We start from the raw sequence: 26,029 nt of genomic DNA on the forward strand, positions 1-26,029 counted from the left end.
GCATCCTCATTTCACCCGGGTGTAGCCGTCGCGGCCATGCATGGCCACCTCGATCTGCACCTGTTCTTCCTTGTGGTTGACCTGCACCTGGCAATCCAGGCGAAAGTTCAGCTCTAGCGGCAAATCCGGGTCGGGCTGATAACGCACGCCCGTGACTTTGATGCGCGGTTCAAACGCCTCCACCGAGCGCCGGATATCGGCGCTGATGGCCACCACCAAATCACTGCTGGCCTGGGTAACCCCATTGAAATCGCGCAGGCCCAGTTCAGGGCTGCTTTGCGAGCAGCCCTGGCGTGAGTTGAGCACCTGTTCCAGGTGGCGTTTGATCGCCTCGACACGCTGGCGCGCTTGTTCATCCGCACTGCCGGGGCGGTAGCGCGGTGCGTCGGCTTCCAGGCGCTCGAACAGGCTGGTGCCGCGCACCTATTGGGTGTCCAGCCGACCGACCAGGGAGATCTCGAAGTTGGCGCCCATGTACTTGAAGTGCGGGCGCACCGCCAACGACACCTGGTACCAGCCTGGATCGCCCGCCACGTCCTGCACGACGATTTGCGCGGCGCGCAAGGGGCGACGGCTGCGCACATCGGACGACGGGTTTTCCTGATCGGCGATGTACTGTTTGAGCCAAGTGTTCAACTCACGTTCCAGGTCCTGGCGTTCCTTCCAACTGCCGATCTGCTCGCGTTGCAGCACCTTGATGTAGTGGGCCAGGCGATTGACGATAAACAGGTAGGGCAACTGGGTGCCGAGCTTGTAGTTGGTCTGGGCTTCCTGGCCTTCGCGGGTCTTGGGGAAGTTTTTCGGTTTCTGTATTGAATTGGCGGAGAAGAACGCGGCGTTGTCGCTGTCCTTGCGCATGGTCAGGGGAATAAAACCGGCTTCGGCCAGCTCGAATTCCTTGCGATCGGAAATCAGCACTTCGGTAGGAATCTTCGCCTGCAATTGGCCGAGGGATTCGTACAGGTGCACCGGCAAATCGTCCACCGCGCCGCCGGACTGCGGGCCGATGATGTTCGGGCACCAGCGGTAGCGGGCGAAGCTGTCGGTGATGCGCGAGGCCATCAGGAACGCGGTGTTGCCCCACAAGTAATTGTCGTGGTTGCCGTCGACGGTTTCGTTGTAGCAGAAGCTGCGAATCGGGTTCTCCAGCCCGTCGTAGGGCGAGCGCAGCAGGAAGCGCGGCAGCGTCGCGGCGATGTATTTGGAGTCTTCCATCTCACGCAGGCTGCGCCATTTGGTATGGCCGGGCCCTTCAAAAATGTCGCTGACTTCCTTGACCGACGGCAGGTCCTGATAGCTCTTGAGGTTGAAGAACTCAGGACCTGCCGCCATCACGAAAGGGGCATGGGCCATGGCGCCCACGGAAGCGACGTAGCTCAACAGCTTCATGTCCGGGGACGACGGGCCGAAGGTGTAGTTGCCAATCATCGTCGCGATCGGCTCGCCACCGAACTGGCCGTAACCGGAGGTGTAGGCGTGCTTGTACAGGCCGCTGCGGGTGATGTCGCCGGCGTTGTCGAAGTCGTCAAGCAGCTCTTCTTTGGTGACATGCAGCACTTCCAGTTTGATGTTCTCGCGAAAATCCGTGCGATCCACCAGCAGCTTCAGGCCGCGCCATGCGGATTCAAGTCGCTGGAACTGCGGCTGATGCAGAATCACGTCCATCTGCTTGCTCAAGGCACGGTCGATTTCGGCAATCATCTGGTCAACCCGGTGCTTGTTGACCGGCTGCTGATGGTCGCCGCATTGCAGGATTTCGCTGATGAACACAGCCACGCCTTGGCGGGCGACTGCGTAGCCTTCCTGGGAGGGGCGAATGGTGGTATTGGCCAGCAGTTGGTCGAGCAACGACGTTGGTTCGTCAGCCACCAATACTTGGGCGACGGCGCTTTCCATAGGCATGGGGAGTACTCCGTTGAGAAGGGCGTTCAAGTCAATTTGTTGGCGCTTCGAGCACCAGGTTCAACTCGCTGGCCAGGCGTTGGCGAGCGGTTTCATCGGTCAGCATGTTCTGCAGGTGTTTGCGAAAGGCGGGGACGTTGCCCATAGGGCCTTTGAGCGCAACTAAGGCTTCACGCAGTTCCAGTAACTTGTTCAACTCCGGTACTTGGCGGGCGAGCGCGTCGGGGCCGAAGTCATTGATGTTTTTGAATTGGAGTTGCACGTTCAAGTCGGTGTCTTGGTCGTTGTTGAGAACAGACGGAACCGCCATGACCAGAGAAACTTCGGCTTTGGTCAGTACTTCATTGAACGTGTCTTTATCTATTCGAACGGATTGCCGGTCTTCCAGGGCGGTTAGTTCGCCGTGGCCTTTGAAGTCGCCGGTGATTAACAACTTCAGAGGTAGCTCAACTTCAGCCTGTTGGTCGCCCGTGGCCGGGACGTACTTGATGTTGACGCGTTCTTTGGGGGCGACAGAACCCTGAGTTTTCGACATGGGAATAATCCTTTTCGTAAGGTCGGCGTATTAGAACCGGCTATTGCAAGATTTGTCATGTAGGACGACGTGGACGCGATTCGTAGGTTATGGGTGTAGGAAGCTGTACTTGCTTCCACTATTCCTACAGGCTCTGTGGAAATATCTGATAGATGCATCTTCCTATTCGGTTTTAGTGGTGTGTTATTCGTCTTTTACTTGCCTATCCGTCGAACTCAGGCAATGCTCTTAGAGTTAATCGTTGAACTCGCAGGTTAAAAAGCGTTAGTTCGAAAACTTAAGAAGATTGTCCGGTTTTGATTTCGGCGAGGCATATCAGGAGGCGTTGATGCGCAACGGATGGCGAGGATGGAAATGGGGGCTCTGCCTGACGGCTATGGCCGTAATGGACGCGCAGGCGGCGACACAAGACTGCCCTTCCATCGTCTCCCCCTTGAAGCGCCTGGAGTGTTTTGATTTGGCCGCTGGTACGCCCATCCATCACGCACCAGCGGCACCACGCGCGCTTGACCGGGCACTGCCGATTGTCGATCTGGTCCAACGCAATGAAGCCAAGCGTCCACCCGAGGATCAGCGTTTCCTGCTGTCGTCGTTCCCAGAGCCGGACAACGACCAGCAACAACGCATGGTGATCTCAGCCCCGGCGTTGGGCGCGTTGCCGCCTCGGCCTTACCTGGCCATCAGTTGCGAATCGAAAATCTCCCGCTTGCAACTGGTGCTGGATGAGCCAGCCAAGCCCAACAGAATTCGCATCCAGCTGTTCAAGGATGAGCGCCCGGTCTCCGACGCCTATCAATGGCAGGTGCTGGACGACGCCGGCCTGGTGGTCGACGCCGGACGCGGGCTACAGGCTATTTCCCTATTGCGCAACATGGGCGGCGGCCAGCGCCTTCGACTCGAGAGCGACTATCCCAGGCTGCACGGCCTAGTGTTTGACGCCGAAGGCCTGGGCGAACTGATCGAGCAGGAGCGTCAAGTATGTCGCTGGTAATCGACGTGCCGGCGGACACCGTCAAGCTGTTGCTGACACCCATCGAGCCCGAGCAACCCGCCGGCCATTTCGATGTGGAGGACGAAACCTACCAGGCCATCGACCAGGAAATGGTCAAGCTCGGCGGCTTGCGCGAGAGCGATATCGACTGGCCGTATATCGACGAAGCCTCCCGTCAATACCTGGCGATCCAGTGCAAGCACTGGCGCATCGTCGCCCATCTGCATGTGGTCTGGCTGCGCACCCGGCAATGGGCACGTTGGGCCGATGCCTTGGGCTTGTTGGCCGGCATGGTGGAACTGTATTGGGACAGTGCCTACCCCAAGCCCGGCCCCACCGGCTACCTGAACAAACGCAAGCAGGTACAGCGTCTGTTGAGCGACATGGTGCAGGTGTTGCCGACCCTGGAGCGCAGCAGTTTTGAACCGGCCTATCAAGCCGCGGCGGAACTGGCCCTGGCAAATCTGCAACGCTGTGCCGAAAGCGCCAAGCTCGACCCCGCGCCACTGGATGCGTTGCAACGCCAGTTGGACAAATACAGCGAGCCAGTCGTCGCCATTGAGCCCACTCGTGCGGCCACCTCCGGCAGCGTTCTGGATTCAGCCTTTTTTTCCAGCCCCAAACCGCAAGCGCCCAGCAATGAGCGCGAACAACGCCGCGCCGTGTTGAACATGGCCGAGCAGATCAACCAGCAAGACCCTTACGACCCTACCGGCTACCAATTGCGACGCTTCGGCCTGTGGTCGCATTTGCGCACCGCGCCGCCCATCACCCGCGACCGTCGCACCGAATTGACCGCCGTGCCCAAGGACATCGTCGACGGCTACCAGGACGCGCTGAACCACAACGCCATTGACCCGAACCTGCTGCTGCGTATCGAAAAAAGCGTCTGCGCCTCGCCGTATTGGCTGCGCGGCAGTTACTTGGCCGCCCACGTCGCCTCGCGCCTGGCGATGGAGGAAGTGGCCGCAGCCATTCGTCAGACCTGTGAGCGTTTTGTCTGCCGTTTGCCGGCGCTACTGGAGTTGTGTTTCAGCGATGGCACGCCGTTCGTGGATGCGCAAACCCAGGCCTGGATCAGCGGTGCCGACCAGGCGCAAACCACCGGCAGCCCGGTGCAGGAATACGCCGGCCTGCGCGACGAACTGGCCGCGCAGCTCAATACCGAAGGCGTGGAAGTGGTGTTGCTGCGTCTGCAAGAACTGCACGCCACCCATGACGCCCCACGCCAGCGCAGCTATGCCACGGTGATTGCCGCCGACTTGCTGGCCTCGCGTGGCCTGTCGTGGCTGGCGGATGACCTGTACGCGAGCGTTGCGCGGTTGATGCGCGAGACCACGGCGCAGGGGTGGGAGCCGGAGTTGTACCGGAAGGTTGCAACCGTTATCAGTGACAGTAAGGACTAGCTACGATGCCCCGCCAAATTGACTTGCGTTTCACCTTCGAGCCTTTGAAGGGCGACGCCTTCGACGTGGTTTCATTCACGCTTGAAGAGGGCCTGTCCCAGCCGTTCACACTTGAACTGCAATTGGCCAGCCACAACGCCGCCATCGACTTCAATCGGGTGCTCGACCTGGCGGGGCTGTTCACCCTCTGGCGTGGCGAGACGCCGGTGCGTTACGTCCATGGCCTGGTGAGCCTGTTCACCCAGGGCGACACCGGCTTTCGCCGCACCCGCTACACGGCCGTGGTCGAACCGACCTTGGCGCGTTTCGACCTGCGTTCCAACTGGCGCATCTTCCAGGGCCAGACCGTGCCCGACATCATCACCAGCGTGCTCACCGAGCAACAGCTCACCGACATCCGCACTGAAATCTGCTTCGAACACCAACCCCGCGAGTACTGCGTACAGGCCGGCGAAACCGACCTCGATTTCATCGCCCGCCTCGCCGCCGAAGAAGGCCTGCTCTACAGCTTCGAACACCGTGCCGACGGCCACACCCTGGTCCTCACCGACCGCGTCGGCGGACTGGGCACCATTGGCACCCACACCGATTGTCCGGTGCTCTACCAGCCCATGGGTGGCGGCGACTCCATGGAACCGGCGTTGACCCGCTTCCACTACACCGAGCAAATCCGTACTGCGCGCCAGGTGCAGCGCGACTACACCTTCACCCACCCGTACTACAACCAGCAGCACACCGCCACCGGCGACCAGGACCTGAACAACCAGCACCAGGACTACGAACGTTACGACTATCCCGGCCGCTACAAACGCGACATCGCCGGCAAGCCCTTTACCAAAACCCGCCTGGCCGCCCTGCGCAACGACGCCAAGCTGGCCCATCTGGCAGGCGACGATGCGCGCCTGCAACCGGGGTTGGCGTTCGACCTCAACGAGCACCCGCGTGAGGACTTCAATGACCGCTGGCGCACCATCGCCATCCAGCACGAAGGCAAACAGCACACCAGTTTGCAGGAAGAAGCCTTCGGCAGTGACCGCGGCACGTCCTATGAGATGAAGGCCAGCGCCATCCGCTGGACCTCCGACTGGAAAGCGCCGCTGTGCGACAAACCGTGCATCGACGGTCCGCAGATCGCCACGGTGGTCGGCCCGCCAGGGGAAGAGATTTATTGCGACGAATGGGGCCGGGTCAAGGTGCAGTTCCCGTGGGATCGCGCGGACAAAAACAACGATCAGAGTTCGTGCTGGATCCGTGTGGCCCAAGGCTGGGCGGGTGCGACTTGGGGCGCCATGGCCGTGCCTCGGGTCAATCAGGAACTGATCATCAGCTTCCTGGATGGCGATCCGGATCAGCCTATCGCCACGGGCCGCGCCTACCGCGAGACCAATCTGCCGCCCTATGAACTGCCTAAGCTCAACGCCGTAGCGACGACCAAAAGTCGCGAGTTCAAGGGTACACGAGCCAACGAGTTGCGCATTGACGACACCACTGCGCAAATCAGCGCGGCGCTAATGAGTGATCACGAACATAGCGCGCTGCATCTGGGTTACCTCACTCATCCACGCCACTATGGCGGCGGTAAACCTAGAGGGGAAGGTTTTGAGTTGCGTACGGATGGTCACGGCGCATTGCGCGCAGCAAAAGGTTTATTGCTGACCGCTGAAGCTCAACTGAAGGCCGGTGCGGGTCAACTGGAACGCCAGCAGGTGATCGAGGTGTTGCAAGCCGCCCTGACATTGGCCAAACAGCTGGGAGCATCTGCCGAAAATGCCCAAGGAATTGCCCAGGATTCGCAGCCGCAACAGTCCCTGACTGATGCCGTGAATGCGTTGGGCCATGGTGCCAATGATCAGGCCAATGGTTCCGGCAATGGCACGCAACCCATCATCGCGTTAAGTGGGCCTGCCGGCATCGCTGCCGCGACGTCCCGCAGTATTGCCATGGGTGCAGGCGAGCACATCGATAGCGTGGCGCAACAAAATCAGCAACTCACCGCCGGCAGGAAAGTGGTGATCAATGCAGGCGATGAGCTCGGACTGTTTGCCCAGGGTGGCGACATGCGCCATATCGCCCATAACGGCCAGCTGCTGTTGCAGGCCCAGCACAACAGCATCCATGTGCAAGCGGATCAAAGCGTGGAAATCAGCGCCAGCCAGCAACACGTGCTGGTGGCGGCAGACAAGCACATCACCCTGTTGTGCGGTGGGGCTTATATCAAGATGCAGGGCGGCAATATCGAGTTGGGAATGCCAGGCAATTTCACGGTGAAGGCTGCGAACAAGTACTTCATTGACCCAAGCAATGCCGCAACGGAACTCAATAGCTGGCCCAGCACATCGTTCAACGAACGCTTTCAAACCTTTTTCCCGGACGGTCAACCCATCCGCAACCGTGCCTACGCTCTGGTGCGCAAAGACGGCGCACGTTTCGAAGGCCGTACCGATGGTGATGGCTTCGTCACCCTGCAACAGGGCATGACGCTTGAAGGGCTTGTACTGGAATGGCTCGAGCAAGGAGACCTTTGATGACTGATAACCCGTCGACACCGCGCGTCGCCCCGATGACCTACAACGCCCGGGGTAACCCTGTGCATACCTGGACCCTGACGCCCAGCCATATCAGCGACCCGGTGCACTGCATATTGCCGCCGGATGGGGTGCTGCCGGTGATTTTCGTGCCGGGGATCATGGGGTCGAATTTGAAGAGTAAGACTGAAAATCTGGAGGTTGAGGGCGTCCCTGTCTGGAGGTTGGATGCTGGATTTCTCGGTAAGAATATGTGGCTGGCTACAAACTGGATTAGAAAGTCAGCGGGTGTTAGACAAAAAAAGCTGCACCCGCTAAGGACTGCTGTTGATAACAAAGGCGCGGTACCTAAACGCCCCGCCGGCTCGGTGATCGCTCTGCCAGGATTGGACAGAAAAAAGACCCTCTCGGCCCTGACCAAACGCTACGAAGAACGTGGCTGGGGCGAAGTCAGCGAAACCAGTTATCACGCTTTTCTGCTTTGGCTGGAAGACACCCTGAACAGCCAATTCCTGCCCCACCAATGGCCGCAATTCGACATCCGGCCGGAGCATTTGCACACCGTCGCCGTCGAGCCTGGGCCTACGCACATCACCCGGTTAAAACCTGAAATCCCCATCGCCATGCCGGGATTGGGCGCCAACCTTGCCAGCCAGTTGCCGTCGATACTTTCGGACGAGCTGATAGCGCGTGGCGGCTACCGCATGCCGGTGCATGCCTGTGGTTACAACTGGCTGGACTCCAACGAACAGGCCGCGTCCAGGCTGGCCAAGCGCATCGATGAGCTGATGCACCAGTACGGTCGCAATTGCCAGCAGGTGATTCTGGTGACGCATTCCATGGGTGGGCTGGTGGCGAGGCGATGCGCGCAACTGCCGGGCATGGCCGCCAAAATTGCTGGCGTCGTGCATGGGGTGATGCCTGCCATCGGCGCACCGGTCGCTTACCGCCGCTGCAAAGTCGGCATGAGCGACGAAGATCCCATTGCCGGTGCGGTGATTGGCCCGACCGGCCAGGAGGTCACCGCTGTGTTTGCGCAGGCACCGGGCGCCTTGCAATTGCTGCCCACCCAGGATTATGCCCCGGGTTGGCTGCGGCTGATCGACGAGCGAGGCGGGCCGGCCATGCCGCGCCAGCCGGAAAAAGACCCATACGAAGAGATTTATCTGCGCCGCGACCGTTGGTGGGGATTGCTGCGTGAAGAGTGGTTGGCGCCGAAGGATGGGGATCCGATTACCTGGGAAACTTTTGAGGAGAACATATCGGAAGCGAAACAATTCCATCAGAAAATCGCGGGCGTCTATCATCCGCAATCCTACGTCTACTACGGCAACGACGACAAACACCCCAGCTTCGAATCCATCACCTGGGAAATGCGACGCGGATCTCGCCTCAACGGCCCCCATGCCTCAAGCCCCGATGCCTTCACGGTGTCCAGCCTGCAGATGCATGAGGTGCGTGACGACGGACGTAGCCCGTTTTACGTCGGCGGGCAAGCCGAGGCCGTGCCACCACTGCGCGGTGACCCCGATTCACCAGTCAGAACCGTGCAGACCAGCTATTGGGAGCTGCACTGCCGCATGCAGGACGGCGCGGGCGATGGCACCGTTCCGGTGAGCTCTGGCCGTGCGCCGATCAGGCAGGCGCGCAAGGATTCGATCCGTCAGCAAGTCCAGGCGCCCGGCTTCGACCATGAGGCGTCGTATGCCAATCCGTTAACCCAGCAATTCACCCTTTACTCCCTCATCAAGATCGCGGCGAAAGCCAAGAGGCCGCTATGCGCCGGTTGACCGCTTTTTTTATAGGCCTGCTGTTGGGGGCGGTCGCCGGGTGCACCGCCTTCAAACAACCCACCGAACAGGAGAAACAAACCGTGCACGAACTGACCAGCAACATGCGCACCTGGGCGCTGGGCCGAGGCCTGATCGATCTGCCGGCCAACTGGACGGGGGGCGGGGATGTGAAACTGTACTACGGATTGGGCGCTGATCATTCAAGCGTTGAGGTCTTGATCTTGGGGGAGGGTGTGACGCAGCAACGTTTTAACGCAGCCTTGCAGGAGCGTGCCAGAAGGATTGCAGCGGTCAAGAACTATGAAATGGATGATGTATCGATGCTGGTGTCGGCCAGAGGGGAGACACGGCAAAGTGTCATGTTCCAATACTACATGCGTCAAACACGGCGCCAGACTTTCGTTCATGAACTCCATCTGTTGGTCGATGATGCCTACATCATGCTCCGAGCAGAATCCTTCAAAGGCAATACCGCCCCTGTTGAAGGACGCCTTTTAAAGCTGTCAAAGGAAATCTTCAAAGTCACCCCCGAAAATGCCGGCGCGGGGTTTGCGCTTGGGCCGATTGTGATTCGCAGTCATCACGATCAGGAAATCGCGACATTCAATTTTCGGCCTCCTGCTTCGGATGTGTCGCTGGAGGTCTATGTCAACGCGCTTTCGCCAGGCGAAAGTGAGCCCTTGCTAATCCGCACCAAAGAAACATCCAGAATTTTTCTAGCTGACGATTACGACAACTTGCGAGGCGGTGCGACAAGCATTGCGAGTATGCGAGCCGAGGAGCTTTTAATTGGCTTCAGTGATGATACCCATCGTCAACTCCTTTTCCTTGCAGAGAACTACCGTAAAGCGCGCTCGCTGAGTAGTCCCTTCATGAGTTTCAGTTTGACAGCAGGCGGTATTAAAAGCAGGCCAAAGAATCCTGATGTTGAAGTCGACCTCGTTCGTTGGACCCTGCCCGAATTCGCCAACAAAGGTTACGAACTGCCGCTCTGGCAGCAACCTGCTTCACCAGACCCCGTCAATCCGTCCCTCACCGACTACGAAGCCATGGCCGTGTGGGATGCAATCCTAAAGTCCGTGCGCATTCGCTACGGCTCAGTCGCGCCCAAGCCGGACCCTTGGGCGAACGACCGTGGCCCAACGGCCGAGGATGCGGCCGAAAACAAACGCATCCTCGATGAGTTCATTGCCAGTTTTGAAAAGCGCAAACCGTTTCCAGGGGACAAAGATCAATGATCAGCACCCCCCAACCTCATCTGCGCAGGCGGCGCCTGTTTTTCACATGCTTGACGCTTGCGTTGCTCACGGGGTGCACCGCCTTCAAACAGCCCAGCGAACAGGAGAAACACAACGTGAGCGAAATGACTACCGACATGCGCACCTGGTCGCTGGGCCGAGGCTTGATTGATTTGCCTGCGAATTGGAATGGAGGCGGGGATGTAAAGCTCTATTACGGTCTGGGCGCCGATCATTCCTCCGTCGAGGTGCGTGTATTGGGCGAAGGCGTGACGCAGGAGCGCTTTGATGCCGCTTTGAATGAGCGGACCCGTCGAATTGCAGCGGTCAAAAATTATAAGCAGGGAAATGCCCCGATGTTAGTGTCGGTAAAAAAAGCAGATGGGCAGAGTAAATTACTACAGTACTACGAGAGCACTGAGCTTCCGGACTGGTTCGTTCATGAGGCTCACCTGTTGATTGATGATGTCTACGTCATGCTCCGCGCCGACTCATTCAATGGAAAGACCCAGCCCGTCGAAAACCGCCTGCTAAAACTCTCCAAGGAAATACTCAAGGTTGCACCGGAGAGTGCAGGTGCAGGCTTTGCGTTGGGGCCTATCGTAATCAGAAGTCATCACGATCAGGAAATCGCCAGCTTCGATTTTAGCCCGCCTGCTTCTGACGTATCGCTGAACATCTACATCAACGCGCTCTCACCTGATGACAAAGAACGCTTGCACGTCCGCACCCCAAAAGACACGCAAATATTTCTCGCCGGCGATTACGAAAATCTGCGCGCTGGAAAAATCATGTTGGCCGGCATGCAAGCTGAAGAGTCCCTGATCGGTTTCAGTGACGATACTCACCGTCAAATACTCTTCGTGAGCGAAAACTACCGGGACAATCCCTCGCTGGCTCGGCCTGGCATGAGTATCCGTTTATCGGCAGGTGGCATGAAAGGAGAGCCAGATGATCCCAACGAGCCCGAAGATCTCGTGCGCTGGACCCTGCCCCAATTCGCCAACAAAGGTTACGAACTGCCGCTCTGGCAGCAACCTGCTTCACCAGACCCCGTCAATCCGTCCCTCACCGACTACGAAGCCATGGCCGTGTGGGATGCAATCCTAAAGTCCGTGCGCATTCGCTACGGCTCAGTCGCGCCCAAACCGGACCCTTGGGCGAACGACCGTGGCCCAACGGCCGAGGAGGCGGCCGAAAACAAACGCATCCTCGATGAGTTCATCGCCAGCTTTGAAAAGCGCAAACCGTTTCCAGGGGACAAAGATCAATGATGAGCACCCCCCAGTCTCATCTGCGCAGGCGGCGCCTGTTTTTCACATGCTTGACGCTTGCGTTGCTCGCCGGGTGCACCGCCTTCAAACAACCCAGCAAACAGGAGAAACAAACCGTGCACGAACTGACCAACAACATGCGCACCTGGGCGTTGGGCCGTGGGCTGATCGATCTGCCGGCCAACTGGACGGGTGGCGGGGATGTGATGCTCTACTACGGACTGGGGGCCGATCACTCAACCGTTGAGGTTCGGGTGCTGGGGGACGGCGTGACGCAGGAGCGATTTGATGCGGCCTTGCAGGAGCGGGCGCGTCGGATCTCGGCGGTTAAGAACTATAAGAATTCAGATGTGTCGATGCTGGTGTCGGCGAAAATGGCCTCACCCAGGGAAAAGTTGCTGCAGTACTACAAGCAAGCAACACGCCGCCAAACATTCGTTCATGAGTCTCATCTGCTGATCGATGGCGTCTACGTCATGCTCAGAGCGGAGTCCTACAACGGCGATACGGTGCCCGTTGAAACCCATCTGTTAAAGCTGTCGAAGGAAATCTTCAAAGTCACCCCCGAAAATGCCGGCGCGGGGTTTGCGCTTGGGCCGATTGTGATCCGCAGCCACCACGATCAGGAGATCGCGACATTCAATTTTCGGCCTCCGGCTTCGGATGTGTCGCTGGAGGTCTATGTCAACGCGCTTTCGCCAGGCGAAAGTGAGCCCTTGCTAATCCGCACCAAAGAAACAACCAGAGTTTTTCTAGCTGACGATTACGACAACTTGCGAGGCGGTGCGACAAGCATTGCGAGTATGCGAGCCGAGGAGCTTTTAATTGGCTTCAGTGATGATACCCATCGTCAACTCCTTTTCCTTGCGGAGAACTACCGTAAAGCGCGCTCACTGAGTAGTCCCTTCATGAGTTTCAGTCTGACAGCAGGCGGTATTAAAAGCAGGCCAAAGAATCCTGATGTTGAAGTCGACCTCGTTCGTTGGACCCTGCCCGAATTCGCCAACAAAGGTTACGAACTGCCGCTCTGGCAGCAACCTGCTTCACCAGACCCCGTCAACCCCTCCCTCTCCGATTACGAAGCCATGGCCGTGTGGGACGCGATCCTCAAGTCCGTGCGGATGCGCCCCAACTCAGTCGCGCCCAAGCCGGACCCTTGGGCGAACGACCGTGGCCCAACGGCCGAGGAGGCGGCCGAAAACAAACGCATCCTCGATGAGTTCATCGCCAGCTTTGAAAAGCGCAAACCGTCACCCGGGGATAAAGATCAATGATCAGCGCCTGCCGATCTTCTTGTAGCCGCATTCATCACCAACCCATCCGTAACCGCGCCTACGCCTTGGTCCGCAAAGACGGCGCACGGTTCGACGGGCGCAGCGATGGCGAAGGCTTCGTCACCCTGCAACAGGGCATGACGCTGGAAGGGCTTGTACTGGAATGGCTTGAACACGGAGATCCCGCATGACCGATAACCCGACAGCGCCGCGTATTGCGCCCATGACCTACAACGCGCGCGGTAACCCGGTGCATACCTGGACCCTGACGCCCAGCCATATCACCGACCCGGTGCACTGCATATTGCCGCCGGATGGGGTGCTGCCGGTGATTTTCGTGCCGGGGATCATGGGGTCGAATTTGGAGAGTAAGCCGGAGAAAGGGAAGAAAAATAAGAAGGCGGGTCCCGTCTGGCGGTTGGATGCGGGGTTCATGGGTAAGAATATGTGGTTGGCCCTGAACTGGATGAACAAAAAGGCTGGCATACGACAGCAACTGTTGCATCCGGCCAGGGTGGAGGTCGACAACAAAGGTGCTGTGCCGAAACGTGCTGCCGGCACGGTTTTAGTGCCGCCAGAGAGGGACAAGAAAAAAACAATCTTGGCCCTGACCAAACGCTACGAAGAACGTGGCTGGGGCGAAGTCAGCGAAACCAGCTACCACGCTTTTCTGCTTTGGCTGGAAGACGCCCTGAACAGCCAATTCCTGCCCCACCAATGGCCACAATTCGACATCCGGCCGGAGCACTTGCACACCGTGGCCGTCGAGCCTGGGCCTACGCACATCACCCGGTTAAAACCTGAAATCCCCATCGCCATGCCGGGATTGGGCGCCAACCTCGCCAGCCAGTTGCCGTCGATACTTTCGGACGAGTTGGTGGCGCGTGGCGGCTACCGCATGCCGGTGCATGCCTGTGGTTACAACTGGCTGGACTCCAACGAACAGGCCGCGTCCAGGCTGGTCAAGCGCATCGACGAGCTGATGCACCAGTACGGTCGCAATTGCCAGCAGGTGATTCTGGTGACGCATTCCATGGGTGGGCTGGTGGCGAGGCGATGCGCGCAACTGCCGGGCATGGCCGACAAGATCGCCGGTGTGGTCCATGGGGTGATGCCTGCCATCGGCGCGCCGGTCGCTTACCGCCGCTGCAAAGTCGGCATGAGCGACGAGGACCCCATTGCCGGTGCGGTGATTGGCCCGACCGGCCAGGAGGTCACCGCTGTGTTTGCGCAGGCGCCCGGAGCCTTGCAATTGCTGCCCACCCAGGATTATGCCCCGGGGTGGCTGCGGCTGATCGACGAGCGAGGCGGGCCGGCCATGCCGCGCCAGCCGGAAAAAGACCCCTACGAAGAGATTTATCTGCGACGTGACCGTTGGTGGGGATTGCTGCGCGAAGAGTGGTTGGCGCCGAAGGATGGGGATCCGATCACGTGGAAAGATTTCGCGGATAACATCCGGAGCGCAAAGGAGTTTCACCAGGACATCGCTGGGTCATACCACCCGCAAACCTACGTCTACTACGGCAACGACGACAAGCACCCCAGCTTCGAATCCATCACCTGGGAAATGCGACGCGGGTCTCGTCTCAATGGCCCCCATGCCTCAAGCCCCGATGCCTTCACGGTGTCCAGCCTGCAGATGCATGAAGTGCGCGACGACGGACGCAGCCCGTTGTACGTCGGCGGGCAAGCCGAGGCCGTGCCACCCCTGCGCGGTGATCCCGACGCGCCGGTCAGAACCGTGCAGACCAGCTATTGGGAGCTGCACTGCCGCATGCAGGACGGCGCGGGCGACGGCACCGTTCCGGTGAGTTCTGGTCGTGCGCCGGTCAGGCAGGCACGCAAGGATTCGATCCGCCAGCAAGTCCAGGCGCCCGGCTTCGATCATGAAGCGTCGTACGCCAATCCGTTAACCCAGCAATTCACTCTTTACTCCCTCATCAAAATCGCAGCGAAAGCCAAGAGGCCGCTATGCGCCGGTTGACCGCTTTTTTTACAGGCCTGCTGTTGGGGGCGGTCGCCGGGTGCACCGCCTTCAAACAGCCCACCGAACAGGAGAAACAAACCGTGCACGAATTGACCAGCAACATGCGCACCTGGGCGCTGGGCCGAGGCCTGATCGATCTGCCCGCCAACTGGAGTGGTGGCGGGGATGTGAAGCTGTACTACGGATTGGGAGCTGATCACTCAAGCGTTGAGGTCTTGATCTTGGGGGAGGGCGTGACGCAGGAGCGATTTGATGCGGCCTTGCAGGAGCGGGCGCGTCGGATCTCGGCGGTTAAGAACTATAAGAATTCAGATGTGTCGATGCTGGTGTCGGCGAAAATGGCCTCACCCAGGGAAAAGTTGCTGCAGTACTACAAGCAAGCAACACGCCGCCAAACATTCGTTCATGAGTCTCATCTGCTGATCGATGACGTCTACGTCATGCTCAGAGCTCAATCCTACGACGGCGATACGGATCCCGTTCAAGCCCAACTATTAAAGCTGTCGAAGGAAATCTTCAAAGTCACCCCCGAAAATGCCGGCGCGGGGTTTGCGCTTGGGCCGATTGTGATCCGCAGTCATCACGATCAGGAGATAGCCAGCTTCGAGTTCAGTCCTCCTGCCTCGGATGTCTCACTGAGCATCTACATCAACGCATTATCACCTGATGATGAAGAGCGTTTGCATGTTCGCACTCCAAAAGACGGGCAAATTTTTCTCGCAGGTGATTACGAAAATCTGCGCACTGGAAAAATCATGTTGGCCGGCATGCAAGCCGAAGAGTCCCTGATCGGCTTCAGCGATGACACTCACCGTCAAATACTCTTCGTGAGCGAAAACTACCGGGACAATCCCTCGCTGGCTCGGCCTGGTATGAGCATCCGCTTGTCGGCAGGCGGCATGAAAGGAGAGCCAGATGATCCCGATGAGCCCGAAGACCTCGTCCGCTGGACCCTGCCCCAGTTCGCCAACAAAGGCTACGACCTGCCGCTCTGGCAACAACCTGCTTCACCAGACCCCGTCAACCCCTCCCTCACCGATTACGAAGCCATGGCCGTGTGGGACGCCATCCTCAAGTCCGTACGCATCCGCTACGGCTCAGTCGCGCCCAAGCCGGACCCTTGGGCGAACGACCGTGGCCCAACGGCCGAGGAGGCGGCCGAAAACAAACGCATCCTCGATGAGTTCATCGCCAGCTTTGAAAAGCGCAAACCGTTTCCAGGGGACAAAGATCAATGATCAGCACCCCCCAGCCTCATCTGCGCAGGCGGCGCCTGTTTTTCACATGCTTGACGCTTGCGTTGCTCACGGGGTGCACCGCCTTCAAACAGCCCAGTGAACAGGAGAAACAAACCGTGCACGAACTGACCAGCAACATGCGCACCTGGGCGTTGGGCCGAGGCTTGATTGATTTGCCTGCGAATTGGAATGGAGGCGGGGATGTAAAGCTCTATTACGGTCTGGGTGCCGATCATTCCTCCGTCGAGGTGCGTGTATTGGGCGAAGGCGTGACGCAGGAGCGCTTTGATGCCGCTTTGAATGAGCGGACCCGTCGAATTGCAGCGGTCAAAAATTATAAGCAGGGAAATGCCCCGATGTTAGTGTCGGTAAAAAAAGCAGATGGGCAGAGTAAATTACTACAGTACTACGAGAGCACTGAGCTTCCGGACTGGTTCGTTCATGAGGCTCACCTGTTGATTGATGATGTCTACGTCATGCTCCGCGCCGACTCATTCAATGGAAAGACCCAGCCCGTCGAAAACCGCCTGCTAAAACTCTCCAAGGAAATATTCAAGGTTGCACCGCAGAGTGCAGGTGCAGGCTTTGCCTTGGGGCCTATCGTGATCAGAAGCCATCATGATCAGGAGATCGCCAGTTTCTACTTTCGTCCCCCGGCTTCGGATGTGGCGCTGAATGTCTACATCAACGCGCTCTCACCGGATGACGACGAGCGCTTGCACATCCGCACCCAAAAAGACACGCAAATATTTCTCGCCGGTGATTATGAAAACCTGCGAGCTGGGAAAGTTACATTGGCCGACATGCAAGCCGAAGAGTCCCTGATCGGCTTCAGCGATGACACTCACCGTCAAATACTCTTCGTGAGCGAGAACTATCGCGACACTCCTTCACTGAGTCGCCCAGCCATGAGTTTGCGTTTGTCGGCAGGCGGAAAAAAACGCTCCGCCATTGACCCGAATAAACCAAAAGACCTCGTTCGCTGGACCCTGCCCAACTTCGCCAACAAAGGCTACGACCTACCGCTCTGGCAACGCCCCGCACGCCGGGAGCCCGTCAACCCCTCCCTCACCGACTACGAAGCCATGGCCGTGTGGGACGCGATCCTCAAGTCCGTCCGCATGCGCCCCAGTTCAGTCGCGCCCAAGCCGGACCCTTGGGCGAACGACCGTGGCCCAACGGCCGAGGAGGCGGCCGAAAACAAACGCATCCTCGATGAGTTCATCGCCAGCTTTGAAAAGCGCAAGCCGTCACCCGGGGATAAAGATCAATGATCAGCGCCTGCCGATCTTCTTGTAGCCGCGTTCATCACCAACCCATCCGTAACCGCGCCTACGCCTTGGTCCGCAGAGACGGCGCACGGTTCGAAGGGCGCAGCGATGGCGAAGGTTTCGTCACCCTGCAACAGGGCATGACGCTGGAAGGGCTTGTACTGGAATGGCTTGAACACGGAGCCCCCGCATGACCAACAACCCGACGGCGCCGCGTATTGCGCCCATGACCTACAACGCGCGCGGTAACCCGGTGCATACCTGGACCCTGACGCCCAGCCATCTCACCGACCCGGTGCACTGCATATTGCCGCCGGATGGGGTGCTGCCGGTGATTTTTGTGCCGGGGATCATGGGGTCGAATTTGAAGAGTAAGCCTGCTGAGCAGGAGAGCGAAGAGCAGGGAGAAGAGGGGGTACCCATCTGGCGGTTGGATGCGGGGTTCATGGGAAAGAACATGTGGTTGGCGAAAAACTGGATATTTAAAACGCCAGGTGAACGTCAAAAAATTCTGCATCCGGTTCGTGCGGAAGTTGATAGAGAAGGAGCGGTGCCTAAACGCGCCGTAGGTACGGTCATTACCCAGCCAGAGCCAGACAAGAAAAAGGCAGCCTTGGCCTTGTCCAAACGCTATCGAGAACGTGGCTGGGGCGAAGTCAGCGAAACCAGTTATCACGCTTTTCTTCTCTGGCTGGAAGACACCCTGAACAGCCAATTCCTGCCCCACCAATGGCCACAATTCGACATCCGGCCGGAGCATTTGCACACTGTCGCCGTCGAGCCTGGGCCTACGCACATCACCCGGTTAAAACCTGAAATCCCCATCGCCATGCCGGGATTGGGCGCCAACCTTGCCAGCCAGTTGCCGTCGATACTTTCGGACGAGCTGGTGGCGCGTGGCGGCTACCGCATGCCGGTGCATGCCTGTGGTTACAATTGGCTGGACTCCAACGAACAGGCCGCGTCCAGGCTGGCCAAGCGCATCGACGAGCTGATGCACCAGTACGGTCGCAATTGCCAGCAGGTCATTCTGGTGACGCACTCCATGGGTGGGCTGGTGGCGAGGCGATGCGCGCAATTGCCGGGCATGGCCGACAAAATCGCCGGTGTGGTCCATGGGGTGATGCCTGCCATCGGCGCGCCGGTCGCTTACCGCCGCTGCAAAGTCGGCATGAGCGACGAAGATCCCATTGCCGGTGCGGTGATTGGCCCGACCGGCCAGGAAGTGACCGCCGTGTTTGCGCAGGCACCGGGCGCCTTGCAATTGCTGCCCACCCAGGATTACGCCCCGGGTTGGCTGCGGCTGATCGACGAGCGAGGCGGGCCGGCCATGCCGCGCCAGCCGGAAAAAGACCCCTACGAAGAGATTTATCTGCGACGTGACCGTTGGTGGGGATTGCTGCGCGAAGAGTGGTTGGCGCCGAAGGATGGCAAGGCAATCACTTGGGAAATATTCGCGGACAACATCCGGAGCGCAAAGGAGTTTCACCAGGATATCGCTGGGTCATACCACCCGCAAACCTACGTCTACTACGGCAACGACGACAAACACCCCAGCTTCGAATCCATCACCTGGGAAATGCGACGCGGGTCTCGTCTCAATGGTCCCCATGCCTCAAGCCCCGATGCCTTCACGGTGTCCAGCCTGCAGATGCATGAAGTGCGTGACGACGGACGCAGCCCGTTGTACGTCGGCGGGCAAGCCGAGGCCGTGCCACCCCTGCGTGGTGATCCCGACGCGCCGGTCAGAACCGTGCAGACCAGCTATTGGGAGCTGCACTGCCGCATGCAGGACGGCGCGGGCGACGGCACCGTTCCGGTGAGTTCTGGCCGTGCGCCGGTCAGGCAGGCACGCAAGGATTCGATCCGCCAGCAAGTTCAGGCACCCGGCTTCGACCATGAGGCGTCGTATGCCAATCCGTTAACCCAGCAATTCACCCTCTATTCCCTCATCAAGATCGCGGCGAAAGCCAAGAGGCCTCTATGCGCCGGTTGACCGCTTTTTTTACAGGCCTGCTGTTGGGGGCGGTCACCGGGTGCACCGCCTTCAAACAGCCCAGCGAACAGGAGAAACAAACCGTGCACGAACTGACCAGCAACATGCGCACCTGGGCGCTGGGCCGAGGCCTGATCGATCTGCCGGCCAACTGGACGGGGGGCGGGGATGTGATGCTCTACTATGGACTGGGTGCCGATCACTCAACCGTTGAGGTTCGGGTGCTGGGGGACGGTGTGACGCAGGAGCGATTTGATGCGGCCTTGAATGAGCGGGCGCGTCGGATTTCGGCGGTTAAGAACTATAAGAATTCAGATGTGTCGATGCTGGTGTCGGCGAAAATGGCCTCACCCAGGGAAAAGTTGCTGCAGTACTACAAGCAAGCAACACGCCGCCAAACATTCGTTCATGAGTCTCATCTGCTGATCGATGACGTCTACGTCATGCTCAGAGCGGAGTCCTACAACGGCGATACGGTGCCCGTTGAAACCCGTCTATTAAAGCTGTCGAAGGAAATCTTCAAAGTCAGCCCCGAAAATGCCGGCGCGGGGTTTGCGCTTGGGCCGATTGTGATCCGCAGTCATCACGATCAGGAGATTGCGACATTCAATTTTCGGCCTCCTGCTTCGGATGTCTCGCTCGAGGTTTATGTCAATGCGTTATCGCCTAGCCAAACGAAAAGCATAAAGACCCGGACCGAGGAGGGCGCGAGGGTTTTCCTCGCGGGTGATTATGAAAACCTGCGCACGAAGAAGATCACCCTCGCGGGAATGCCGGCGGAAGAATCCCTGATCGGCTTCAGTGACGACACTCACCGTCAAATCCTCTTCGGGGCCGAAATCTATCGTGAAAATCCCGCCCTGAATCGTCCAAGCATGAATTTTCGTATGTCGGCGGGTGGGATAAAAAGAACTCCAATCAATCCTGACAAACCCAAGGACTTAGTTCGCTGGACCCTGCCCGAATTCGCCAACAATGGCTACGACCTGCCGCTCTGGCAACAACCCGCTTCACCAGACCCCGTCAACCCCTCCCTCACCGATTACGAAGCCATGGCCGTGTGGGACGCGATCCTCAAGTCCGTGCGCATGCGCCCCAGTTCAGTCGCGCCCAAGCCGGACCCTTGGGCGAACGACCGTGGCCCAACGGCCGAGGAGGCGGCCGAAAACAAACGCATCCTCGATGAGTTCATCGCCAGCTTTGAAAAGCGCAAGCCATGACCATGGGCGTGGCGTTAGCGGGAGCAAAAAGGAACGCGTTCATGCCGTCTGTAGGCAACGAATTCTATAAATACGCTAGGAGCGATTCATGAAAACGGTCTGGAGTTACCTCAAACGCTGGGGCCTGCCGCTACTGCGCCAGTTCAATCAGGCGCTACCGGTGCTGGTGCTGCTGGGCGTGGTGTTCTTGCTGATCGCCATCTGGTGGCTGGGGCCACAGTGGACCTGGCGTGAGCACCAGCCGCTGGCCGACTTGGCGATGCGGGTCTCGGTCAGTGTGGTGGTGATCGTAGCGCCGCTGCTGGTCTGGGCGTGGCGTGTGCGGGAGCGTTACCAGCGTTTGCAGGTCGAACGCCAACATGAGGTTGCCCTAGAAGCCGACCCCTGCCTGCCTTATGTCGAAGCGCAGGAGCGGGCATTGGATCGCAGCCTGGGCAACCTGCTGAACAATATGGAGCGCCGCCGTTCGCTCTATCAACTGCCGTGGTACCTGGTGCTGGGCGAGGAGAACGCCGGCAAGACCAGCCTGATCACCCGCTCCAACCAGAGCTTTGCCTTGTCCCATGTGACCAAGGCCGGGGTCAGGGCTCATCAGGAGGAGCAACTGGCCTATCCGGTGGATTGGTGGATCGGTGACGAGGCGGTGTTGATCGATCCTCCGGGGGAATTTCTCAGCCACCCGGAGTCGGCGGCCAGTGATGAGGAGCAGTCGGGCGCGGAGGGCAAGCTCAAACCGGTACTGCCCACTGGCGCCCATGCGCGCCTCTGGTCGCACCTGCTCGACTGGCTGACGCGCAATCGCAGCCGTCGGGCCTTGAACGGCGTGGTGCTGGTGATCGATGTGCAGGCCTTGTTGGCGCAACGTCCCGAGCAGCGCAAGGCCCACGCCAACCTGCTGCGCACCCGGCTGTTTGAGCTGACGCGGCAGTTGGGCACGCGCCTGCCGGTGTACGTGACGTTGAGCAAGTTCGACCTGTTGGAAGGCTTCGAAGAGTTCTTCGCCCACTTGTCGCGCAGTGGGCGCGAAGACCTGTTGGGCTTCACCTTCAGCCTGGACGCGGTGGATGATTTCGATGCTTGGCTGGCGGAACTGACACGCCAATACCAGGCCTTTGTCGTCTGCCTGAGCGAGCAAGTTTTCGACGGCGCCAGGGAGTCGCGCACATTGATTGAGCGCGATCGCTTGCAGGCGCTGGCGCACCAGGTGGCGGGCCTGCGCCCGGCGCTGTTTGGCTTCTTGAGCGAAATGCTTGGCAGCGATCGCTTCACCACCCCGGCGCTGGTGCGCGGGCTGTATTTCTCCTCGGTGCTTCAGAAGGGCACCCTGAGCAACGCTTTCGTCAAAGAAGCGGGGCAAGCCTATCAACTGCCGCCACCGCCACTCGAGGTCAAACCGGACGGAGGCACGGCGATTTACTTTGCCCACCAACTGTTCCAGCGAGTGATTTACCCCGAAGCGGGGCTGGCGGGCGACAACATCAAGGTGGCCCGCAGCAAACGACGGCTGCTGATCGCAGGGTTCAGCGTCGCGTCCCTCGGGTGTTTAGTGACCATCGGTACCTGGCAGTTTTACTTCAACATCAACCGCGACAAAGCGGCCACCGTATTGGCCAAGAGCCAGGAGTTCAGTGAGCGGGACATCGACGCCAAGGTCGACGCCACCGGCCGCAACTTGCTGGTGCCGCTGGACCAGATTCGCGATGCAGTGCTGGTCTACGGCGACTATCGCCAAGCGTGGCCGTTGTTGTCGGATATGGGGTTGTATCAGGGGAGGGCGATCGGCCCCACCGTGGATAAGGCGTACCTGAATCTGCTGTCCAAGCGCTTCCTGCCGGCGATTGCCAGCGGTGTGCTGGATGCGATCAACACCGCGCCTGCGGGCAGCAATCAGCAACTGGCGGCCTTGCGCGTCTACCGCATGCTTGAAGTGCGGCAAAACCGCCGCCCGGCCATCGTCGAAGAGTGGGTCGCCAAGCAGTGGCAGCGCGCCTATCCAGGCCAGGGCCAGTTGCAGGCCGATCTGATGGGCCACCTGGGCTACGCGCTGAAATACGCCGACGCCGACCTGCCGCACTACCGTGAACGCATTGCCCAGGTGCAACAGCAATTGCGCCAGTTGCCCATGGCCGAACGGGTCTACATGAGCCTGAAACAGGACGCTCTGGAGCGTTTGCATCGCCCGCTGGACCTGCGCAATGAGGTCGGCCCAGCGTTCGATATCGTCTACCGCCCGCTGAACACCGATCAAGAGGGCAGCGGCCTGCAGTTGCCACCGTTGCTTACCGCCAAGGGCTTCAAGGACTACTTCGAGCCCGGCACCGACGGCATCATCGAACTGGCCATGATCGACCAATGGGTGCTCGGCGAACGGCAGCGCCTGGACTACTCCGATGAAGACCGCAAAATTCTGACCCAGCGCATTCGCGCCCTGTACAGCGCCGACTATGTGGACAGCTGGCGGCGGGCACTGAATCAGTTCGCGGTCACCGATTTCGACGACCTCAGCCACGGTGTGGCCGTGTTGGAACAAGTCACCGGCCCGGCCGCACCGCTGCGGCGCCTACTGGAAACCTTGCGCGACAACAGCGTGATTTACCCGGCCGTGCCTTTGGCCGAAGGACAAGCACCGCTGGCGCTGGACAAGGTATCGGACGGCCAACAGCAGGCCGCTGGTATTCGGCGCGCGTTCTCCAGCCTGGCCGAACTGATCACCGCGCAAGGCGAACAGCCGTCCTATTACGAAGAAACCCTGCGCTCAGTCAGCGCCGTCTACGACTATGCCAAGGCCGTGCACGACAATCCCGACCCCGGTAAAGCCGCCCTTAAAACCGTGCTCAACCGCTTCTCCCTGGGCGGTGCCGACCCGATCGCCAACCTGCAACGCGTCGCCGTGGGTCTGCCCGAACCGCTGAACCAACAGGTCAAAAAGCTCGCCGACCAGACCTCGCAGGTGCTGGTGATTGCCGCCCTGCGCGAGCTGGAGAAACGCTGGGACAGTGAGATCTATAGCTTCTACCGCGACCGCCTGGCGGGCCGTTACCCGTTCAAGGCCAGCGGCGAGGACGCCTCGCTGGAGGACTTTGAAGCGTTCTTTGGCCCACAAGGGCGCCTGCAGCAGTTTCACGATCAATACCTGAACGTATTCCTCAAGGACAACCTCGATGTGCTGTACTCCGACAGCCTCGGCGGCTACCTGGTGCGCAGCGACGTGCTGGAACAGCTGAAAAATGTCGAGCGCATCCGCGACACCTTCTTCAACCATCGCGGCCACTTGGCCGTGCAACTCACCATCGAACCCCTGGCCCTGAGCGCCACCCGCCTGAGCAGCATGCTCAGCGTCGACGGCCAACTGATCCCCTACCAGCATGGCGCGCCGCAACGCACGGGACTGGTGTGGCCCAACAGCCTGGGCAACACCAATGGCAGCCAACTGACCCTGGTGCACAGCACCGGCAATACCGCCAGCCTGAGCTATCGCGGGCCGTGGTCGTTGTTCCGGCTGCTTAGCCGCGGGCACCTCAATGGAAGAACCGACACCAGCGTGGACCTGACCTTTGCCGTTGCCGATGGGCTGATGCGTTATCGGATTGGGGCGGAGAAGGCTAACAACCCGATCACCCAACGCAGTTTTGAGGGGTTTGTGTTGCCGAGGACGTTGCTGGAAGAGCGCGGCAGAAAAAAAGCTACTGACAGCGTCACGCAACGGTAAGGAGTTCCGCATGATGGATAAGACCGATCGAGTCCGCAGCTTGAACTATTCGACTCAGGCCCTGGAGCAACTGGAAGTGTGCCTGCCTTTGCTGAGCCAGAACCTTCCCGGTATTCGTATGGCCCACACGTTTGTAGCGAAGCAACTGCATGACAGCGTGAAGTTCCTGCTACCCAACTGTGCCGAGTTGGTCGACATGAGCGAGCTGCGCCAGGCGCATGTCGATATGGCTCGCCTGCCGTATCCAGTGGTAGCCCTTGAAGCCCCCTGGGTCTGGCCGGACGGAGCCGGTGGTGACAAACACGGTGGCATCCGCTCATCCAAGCGTATCGCCCTGTGCTTGACCATGTCCCCGGAAGTCGCCAATTGGCTGCCGGATACCCGGGGCTTCCTACAGGAAGAGCACGGCGGGGTGATCGTTATCCCGCTGTACTGGGAGGATCGTACCGGGCTTTGGAAGCTGCCCATGGGCGGCGCCTTTGTGCCCCATGACAACGAAGTCAGTGACTACTCCCCTGGCGAGGCCGGCCTGACCAATCAGCTATTGACCGAACCCTACATCGCCGCCGGGTTGCCGCTAAGCAAACTGCGCCAGTTTCGCGTATCGCCGTTCCTGCTGCTGCCGGAGATTGCAGCACAAGCGCTGGAACACTCTTGCGGAGCAGAAGTGGCCGCGAGAGTCCTGTCCGATACCCGTGATGAAGTATCAATGCTGTTGCAGACAGGCGTGGTGCTCAACTGCGCCAATGTCACCACAGCAGAGATCGCCGCACCGAAGTTGATCAATCGCAAGCGCCAGGGAAAAGGAAAGCCGCCGTTCTTCAGCTATCGCGTACTTCAGATCAGCGCTCCACGTGCAACCGGCACTTCAAGTGGCGGTGGACAGCATGCTTCGCCGCGCGCGCATCTGCGGCGTGGGCACGTTCGACGGTTGGAGGAGCGGACTGTGTGGGTACGGCCGGCGATGGTTAATGCTGGGGCAGCGGCGGCGGTTGGGCAGGTGGAGAAAGAGTACTCCATCACACCCATGGTTTCCGGTGGCTAGGCGTGTGTTGTGGGGGAGAGCACTTTGCTTGGGAAGCAGCTCGAATAGTAGCTGCATGATGATCGGCGCAGCAGAATACCCACGTCTGCGCTGCGAGCATGGGCTTAAGCTCATTCTGATTTTTCACTCAAATACCTGCCCCAATGCTCCATCATGACCCGACGCTTCTCGAAAAGGTCTCCCCGCGCATAGGCTGCCTCGATGCTTTATGTAGATGCTGGGGGTTTTCATGGTGGCTGCCCGGGCGCTTTGGCAGGGGAAAGAATTTTCAGGTGGGGGGTTGACCACGTATTTTAATACTGTACTATTCGCCTCCCGCTAACGAGCAGCTTGATGTTGCTCTTGGTTTAAGTAGTTGATTTTGTTGAAAAATCAGAAACTTTTAAGGTTGCAATTTGAAAAGATGCGCTGTAAGATGCGCACCTCGGTTGAGATGAAAGATCTTAACCAGCCGCTCTTTAACAACTGAATCAAGCAATTCGTGTGGGTGCTTGTGGAGTCAGACTGCTAGTCAACAGATTATCAGCATCACAAGTTACTCCGCGAGAAATCAAAGATGTAACCAACGATTGCTGAGCCAAGTTTAGGGTTTTCTCAAAACCCAAAGATGTTTGAACTGAAGAGT

General features: G+C 59.1%; 19 protein-coding genes. 16 read left to right on the forward strand and 3 right to left on the reverse strand.

All coding sequences use genetic code 11. The features are described from left to right. Nucleotides 1–6: 6 nt before the first annotated feature. From tssE to tssB, 3 genes are read right to left on the reverse strand one after another with little or no spacing between them, the layout of a single operon-like run. A complete protein-coding gene (gene tssE, locus KGA83_RS20750) occupies nucleotides 7–423 on the reverse strand; it encodes a type VI secretion system baseplate subunit TssE (RefSeq protein ID WP_108216851.1) in 417 nt (138 codons plus the stop codon). Then, a complete protein-coding gene (gene tssC / locus KGA83_RS20755; protein ID WP_108216852.1) occupies nucleotides 424–1,896 on the reverse strand; it encodes a type VI secretion system contractile sheath large subunit in 1,473 nt (490 codons plus the stop codon). A 37-nt stretch (nucleotides 1,897–1,933) separates the two neighbouring features. Continuing rightward, nucleotides 1,934–2,437: a type VI secretion system contractile sheath small subunit gene (gene tssB, locus KGA83_RS20760; RefSeq protein ID WP_108216853.1), complete on the reverse strand. Its 504-nt coding sequence runs from the start codon at nucleotides 2,435–2,437 to the stop codon at nucleotides 1,934–1,936. 328 nt (nucleotides 2,438–2,765) lie between these two features. On the opposite strand from tssB, the gene vasI reads away from it, so the two are divergent. The 16 genes from vasI (at nucleotide 2,766) to KGA83_RS20840 (ending at nucleotide 25,404) form a co-directional block, all read left to right on the forward strand. Then, nucleotides 2,766–3,428 carry a type VI secretion system-associated protein VasI gene (vasI, locus tag KGA83_RS20765; RefSeq protein ID WP_223530715.1) on the forward strand — a complete coding sequence of 221 codons (663 nt, stop codon included), beginning with the start codon at nucleotides 2,766–2,768 and terminating at the stop codon, nucleotides 3,426–3,428. Beyond that, nucleotides 3,416–4,834 (forward strand): type VI secretion system protein TssA, encoded by a 1,419-nt coding sequence (tssA, locus tag KGA83_RS20770; RefSeq protein ID WP_115948436.1) that lies wholly within the window; start codon nucleotides 3,416–3,418, stop codon nucleotides 4,832–4,834. Before vasI ends, tssA begins: the two co-directional genes overlap by 13 nt. A gap of 5 nt (nucleotides 4,835–4,839) precedes the next feature. Next, nucleotides 4,840–7,359, forward strand: coding sequence for a type VI secretion system Vgr family protein (locus tag KGA83_RS20775; protein ID WP_115948435.1), 2,520 nt, complete (start codon nucleotides 4,840–4,842; stop codon nucleotides 7,357–7,359). Between the two features lie 35 nt (nucleotides 7,360–7,394). Next, on the forward strand, nucleotides 7,395–9,149 hold the full coding sequence (locus KGA83_RS20780) for an esterase/lipase family protein (protein ID WP_223530717.1): 1,755 nt from the start codon (nucleotides 7,395–7,397) through the stop codon (nucleotides 9,147–9,149). Continuing rightward, complete coding sequence (locus KGA83_RS20785) at nucleotides 9,137–10,390, forward strand: T6SS immunity protein Tli4 family protein (RefSeq protein WP_223530718.1); 1,254 nt, start codon at nucleotides 9,137–9,139, stop codon at nucleotides 10,388–10,390. Before KGA83_RS20780 ends, KGA83_RS20785 begins: the two co-directional genes overlap by 13 nt. Nucleotides 10,391–10,515: 125 nt before the next feature. Continuing rightward, on the forward strand, nucleotides 10,516–11,664 hold the full coding sequence (locus KGA83_RS20790) for a T6SS immunity protein Tli4 family protein (RefSeq protein ID WP_223530739.1): 1,149 nt from the start codon (nucleotides 10,516–10,518) through the stop codon (nucleotides 11,662–11,664). Continuing rightward, nucleotides 11,664–12,938, forward strand: a complete 1,275-nt coding sequence (locus tag KGA83_RS20795) for a T6SS immunity protein Tli4 family protein (RefSeq protein ID WP_108219958.1) — start codon at nucleotides 11,664–11,666, stop codon at nucleotides 12,936–12,938. Before KGA83_RS20790 ends, KGA83_RS20795 begins: the two co-directional genes overlap by 1 nt. Beyond that, on the forward strand, nucleotides 12,935–13,129 hold the full coding sequence (locus tag KGA83_RS20800) for a hypothetical protein (RefSeq protein ID WP_108219957.1): 195 nt from the start codon (nucleotides 12,935–12,937) through the stop codon (nucleotides 13,127–13,129). The genes KGA83_RS20795 and KGA83_RS20800 overlap by 4 nt, the downstream gene beginning before the upstream one ends. Continuing rightward, the gene (locus KGA83_RS20805) at nucleotides 13,126–14,922 is read left to right on the forward strand and encodes an esterase/lipase family protein (protein WP_223530720.1); all 1,797 of its coding nucleotides are present in this window, start codon (nucleotides 13,126–13,128) and stop codon (nucleotides 14,920–14,922) included. The genes KGA83_RS20800 and KGA83_RS20805 overlap by 4 nt, the downstream gene beginning before the upstream one ends. After that, the gene (locus KGA83_RS20810) at nucleotides 14,910–16,163 is read left to right on the forward strand and encodes a T6SS immunity protein Tli4 family protein (RefSeq protein ID WP_223530722.1); all 1,254 of its coding nucleotides are present in this window, start codon (nucleotides 14,910–14,912) and stop codon (nucleotides 16,161–16,163) included. Before KGA83_RS20805 ends, KGA83_RS20810 begins: the two co-directional genes overlap by 13 nt. After that, complete coding sequence (locus KGA83_RS20815) at nucleotides 16,160–17,437, forward strand: T6SS immunity protein Tli4 family protein (protein ID WP_115948449.1); 1,278 nt, start codon at nucleotides 16,160–16,162, stop codon at nucleotides 17,435–17,437. Before KGA83_RS20810 ends, KGA83_RS20815 begins: the two co-directional genes overlap by 4 nt. Continuing rightward, nucleotides 17,434–17,628 (forward strand): hypothetical protein, encoded by a 195-nt coding sequence (locus tag KGA83_RS20820; RefSeq protein WP_108219969.1) that lies wholly within the window; start codon nucleotides 17,434–17,436, stop codon nucleotides 17,626–17,628. The genes KGA83_RS20815 and KGA83_RS20820 overlap by 4 nt, the downstream gene beginning before the upstream one ends. Further along, nucleotides 17,625–19,430 carry an esterase/lipase family protein gene (locus KGA83_RS20825; RefSeq protein WP_223530733.1) on the forward strand — a complete coding sequence of 602 codons (1,806 nt, stop codon included), beginning with the start codon at nucleotides 17,625–17,627 and terminating at the stop codon, nucleotides 19,428–19,430. Before KGA83_RS20820 ends, KGA83_RS20825 begins: the two co-directional genes overlap by 4 nt. After that, nucleotides 19,418–20,650 carry a T6SS immunity protein Tli4 family protein gene (locus tag KGA83_RS20830; protein WP_108219948.1) on the forward strand — a complete coding sequence of 411 codons (1,233 nt, stop codon included), beginning with the start codon at nucleotides 19,418–19,420 and terminating at the stop codon, nucleotides 20,648–20,650. The genes KGA83_RS20825 and KGA83_RS20830 overlap by 13 nt, the downstream gene beginning before the upstream one ends. Before the next feature lie 88 nt (nucleotides 20,651–20,738). Continuing rightward, a complete protein-coding gene (gene tssM / locus KGA83_RS20835; protein WP_223530735.1) occupies nucleotides 20,739–24,359 on the forward strand; it encodes a type VI secretion system membrane subunit TssM in 3,621 nt (1,206 codons plus the stop codon). A 10-nt stretch (nucleotides 24,360–24,369) separates the two neighbouring features. Beyond that, complete coding sequence (locus tag KGA83_RS20840) at nucleotides 24,370–25,404, forward strand: hypothetical protein (RefSeq protein ID WP_223530737.1); 1,035 nt, start codon at nucleotides 24,370–24,372, stop codon at nucleotides 25,402–25,404. The last annotated feature ends 625 nt before the right edge of the window (nucleotides 25,405–26,029 follow it).

Origin of the sequence: Pseudomonas sp. GL-R-19 (genome assembly GCF_019956375.1) — a bacterium.
GTDB lineage: Bacteria > Pseudomonadota > Gammaproteobacteria > Pseudomonadales > Pseudomonadaceae > Aquipseudomonas.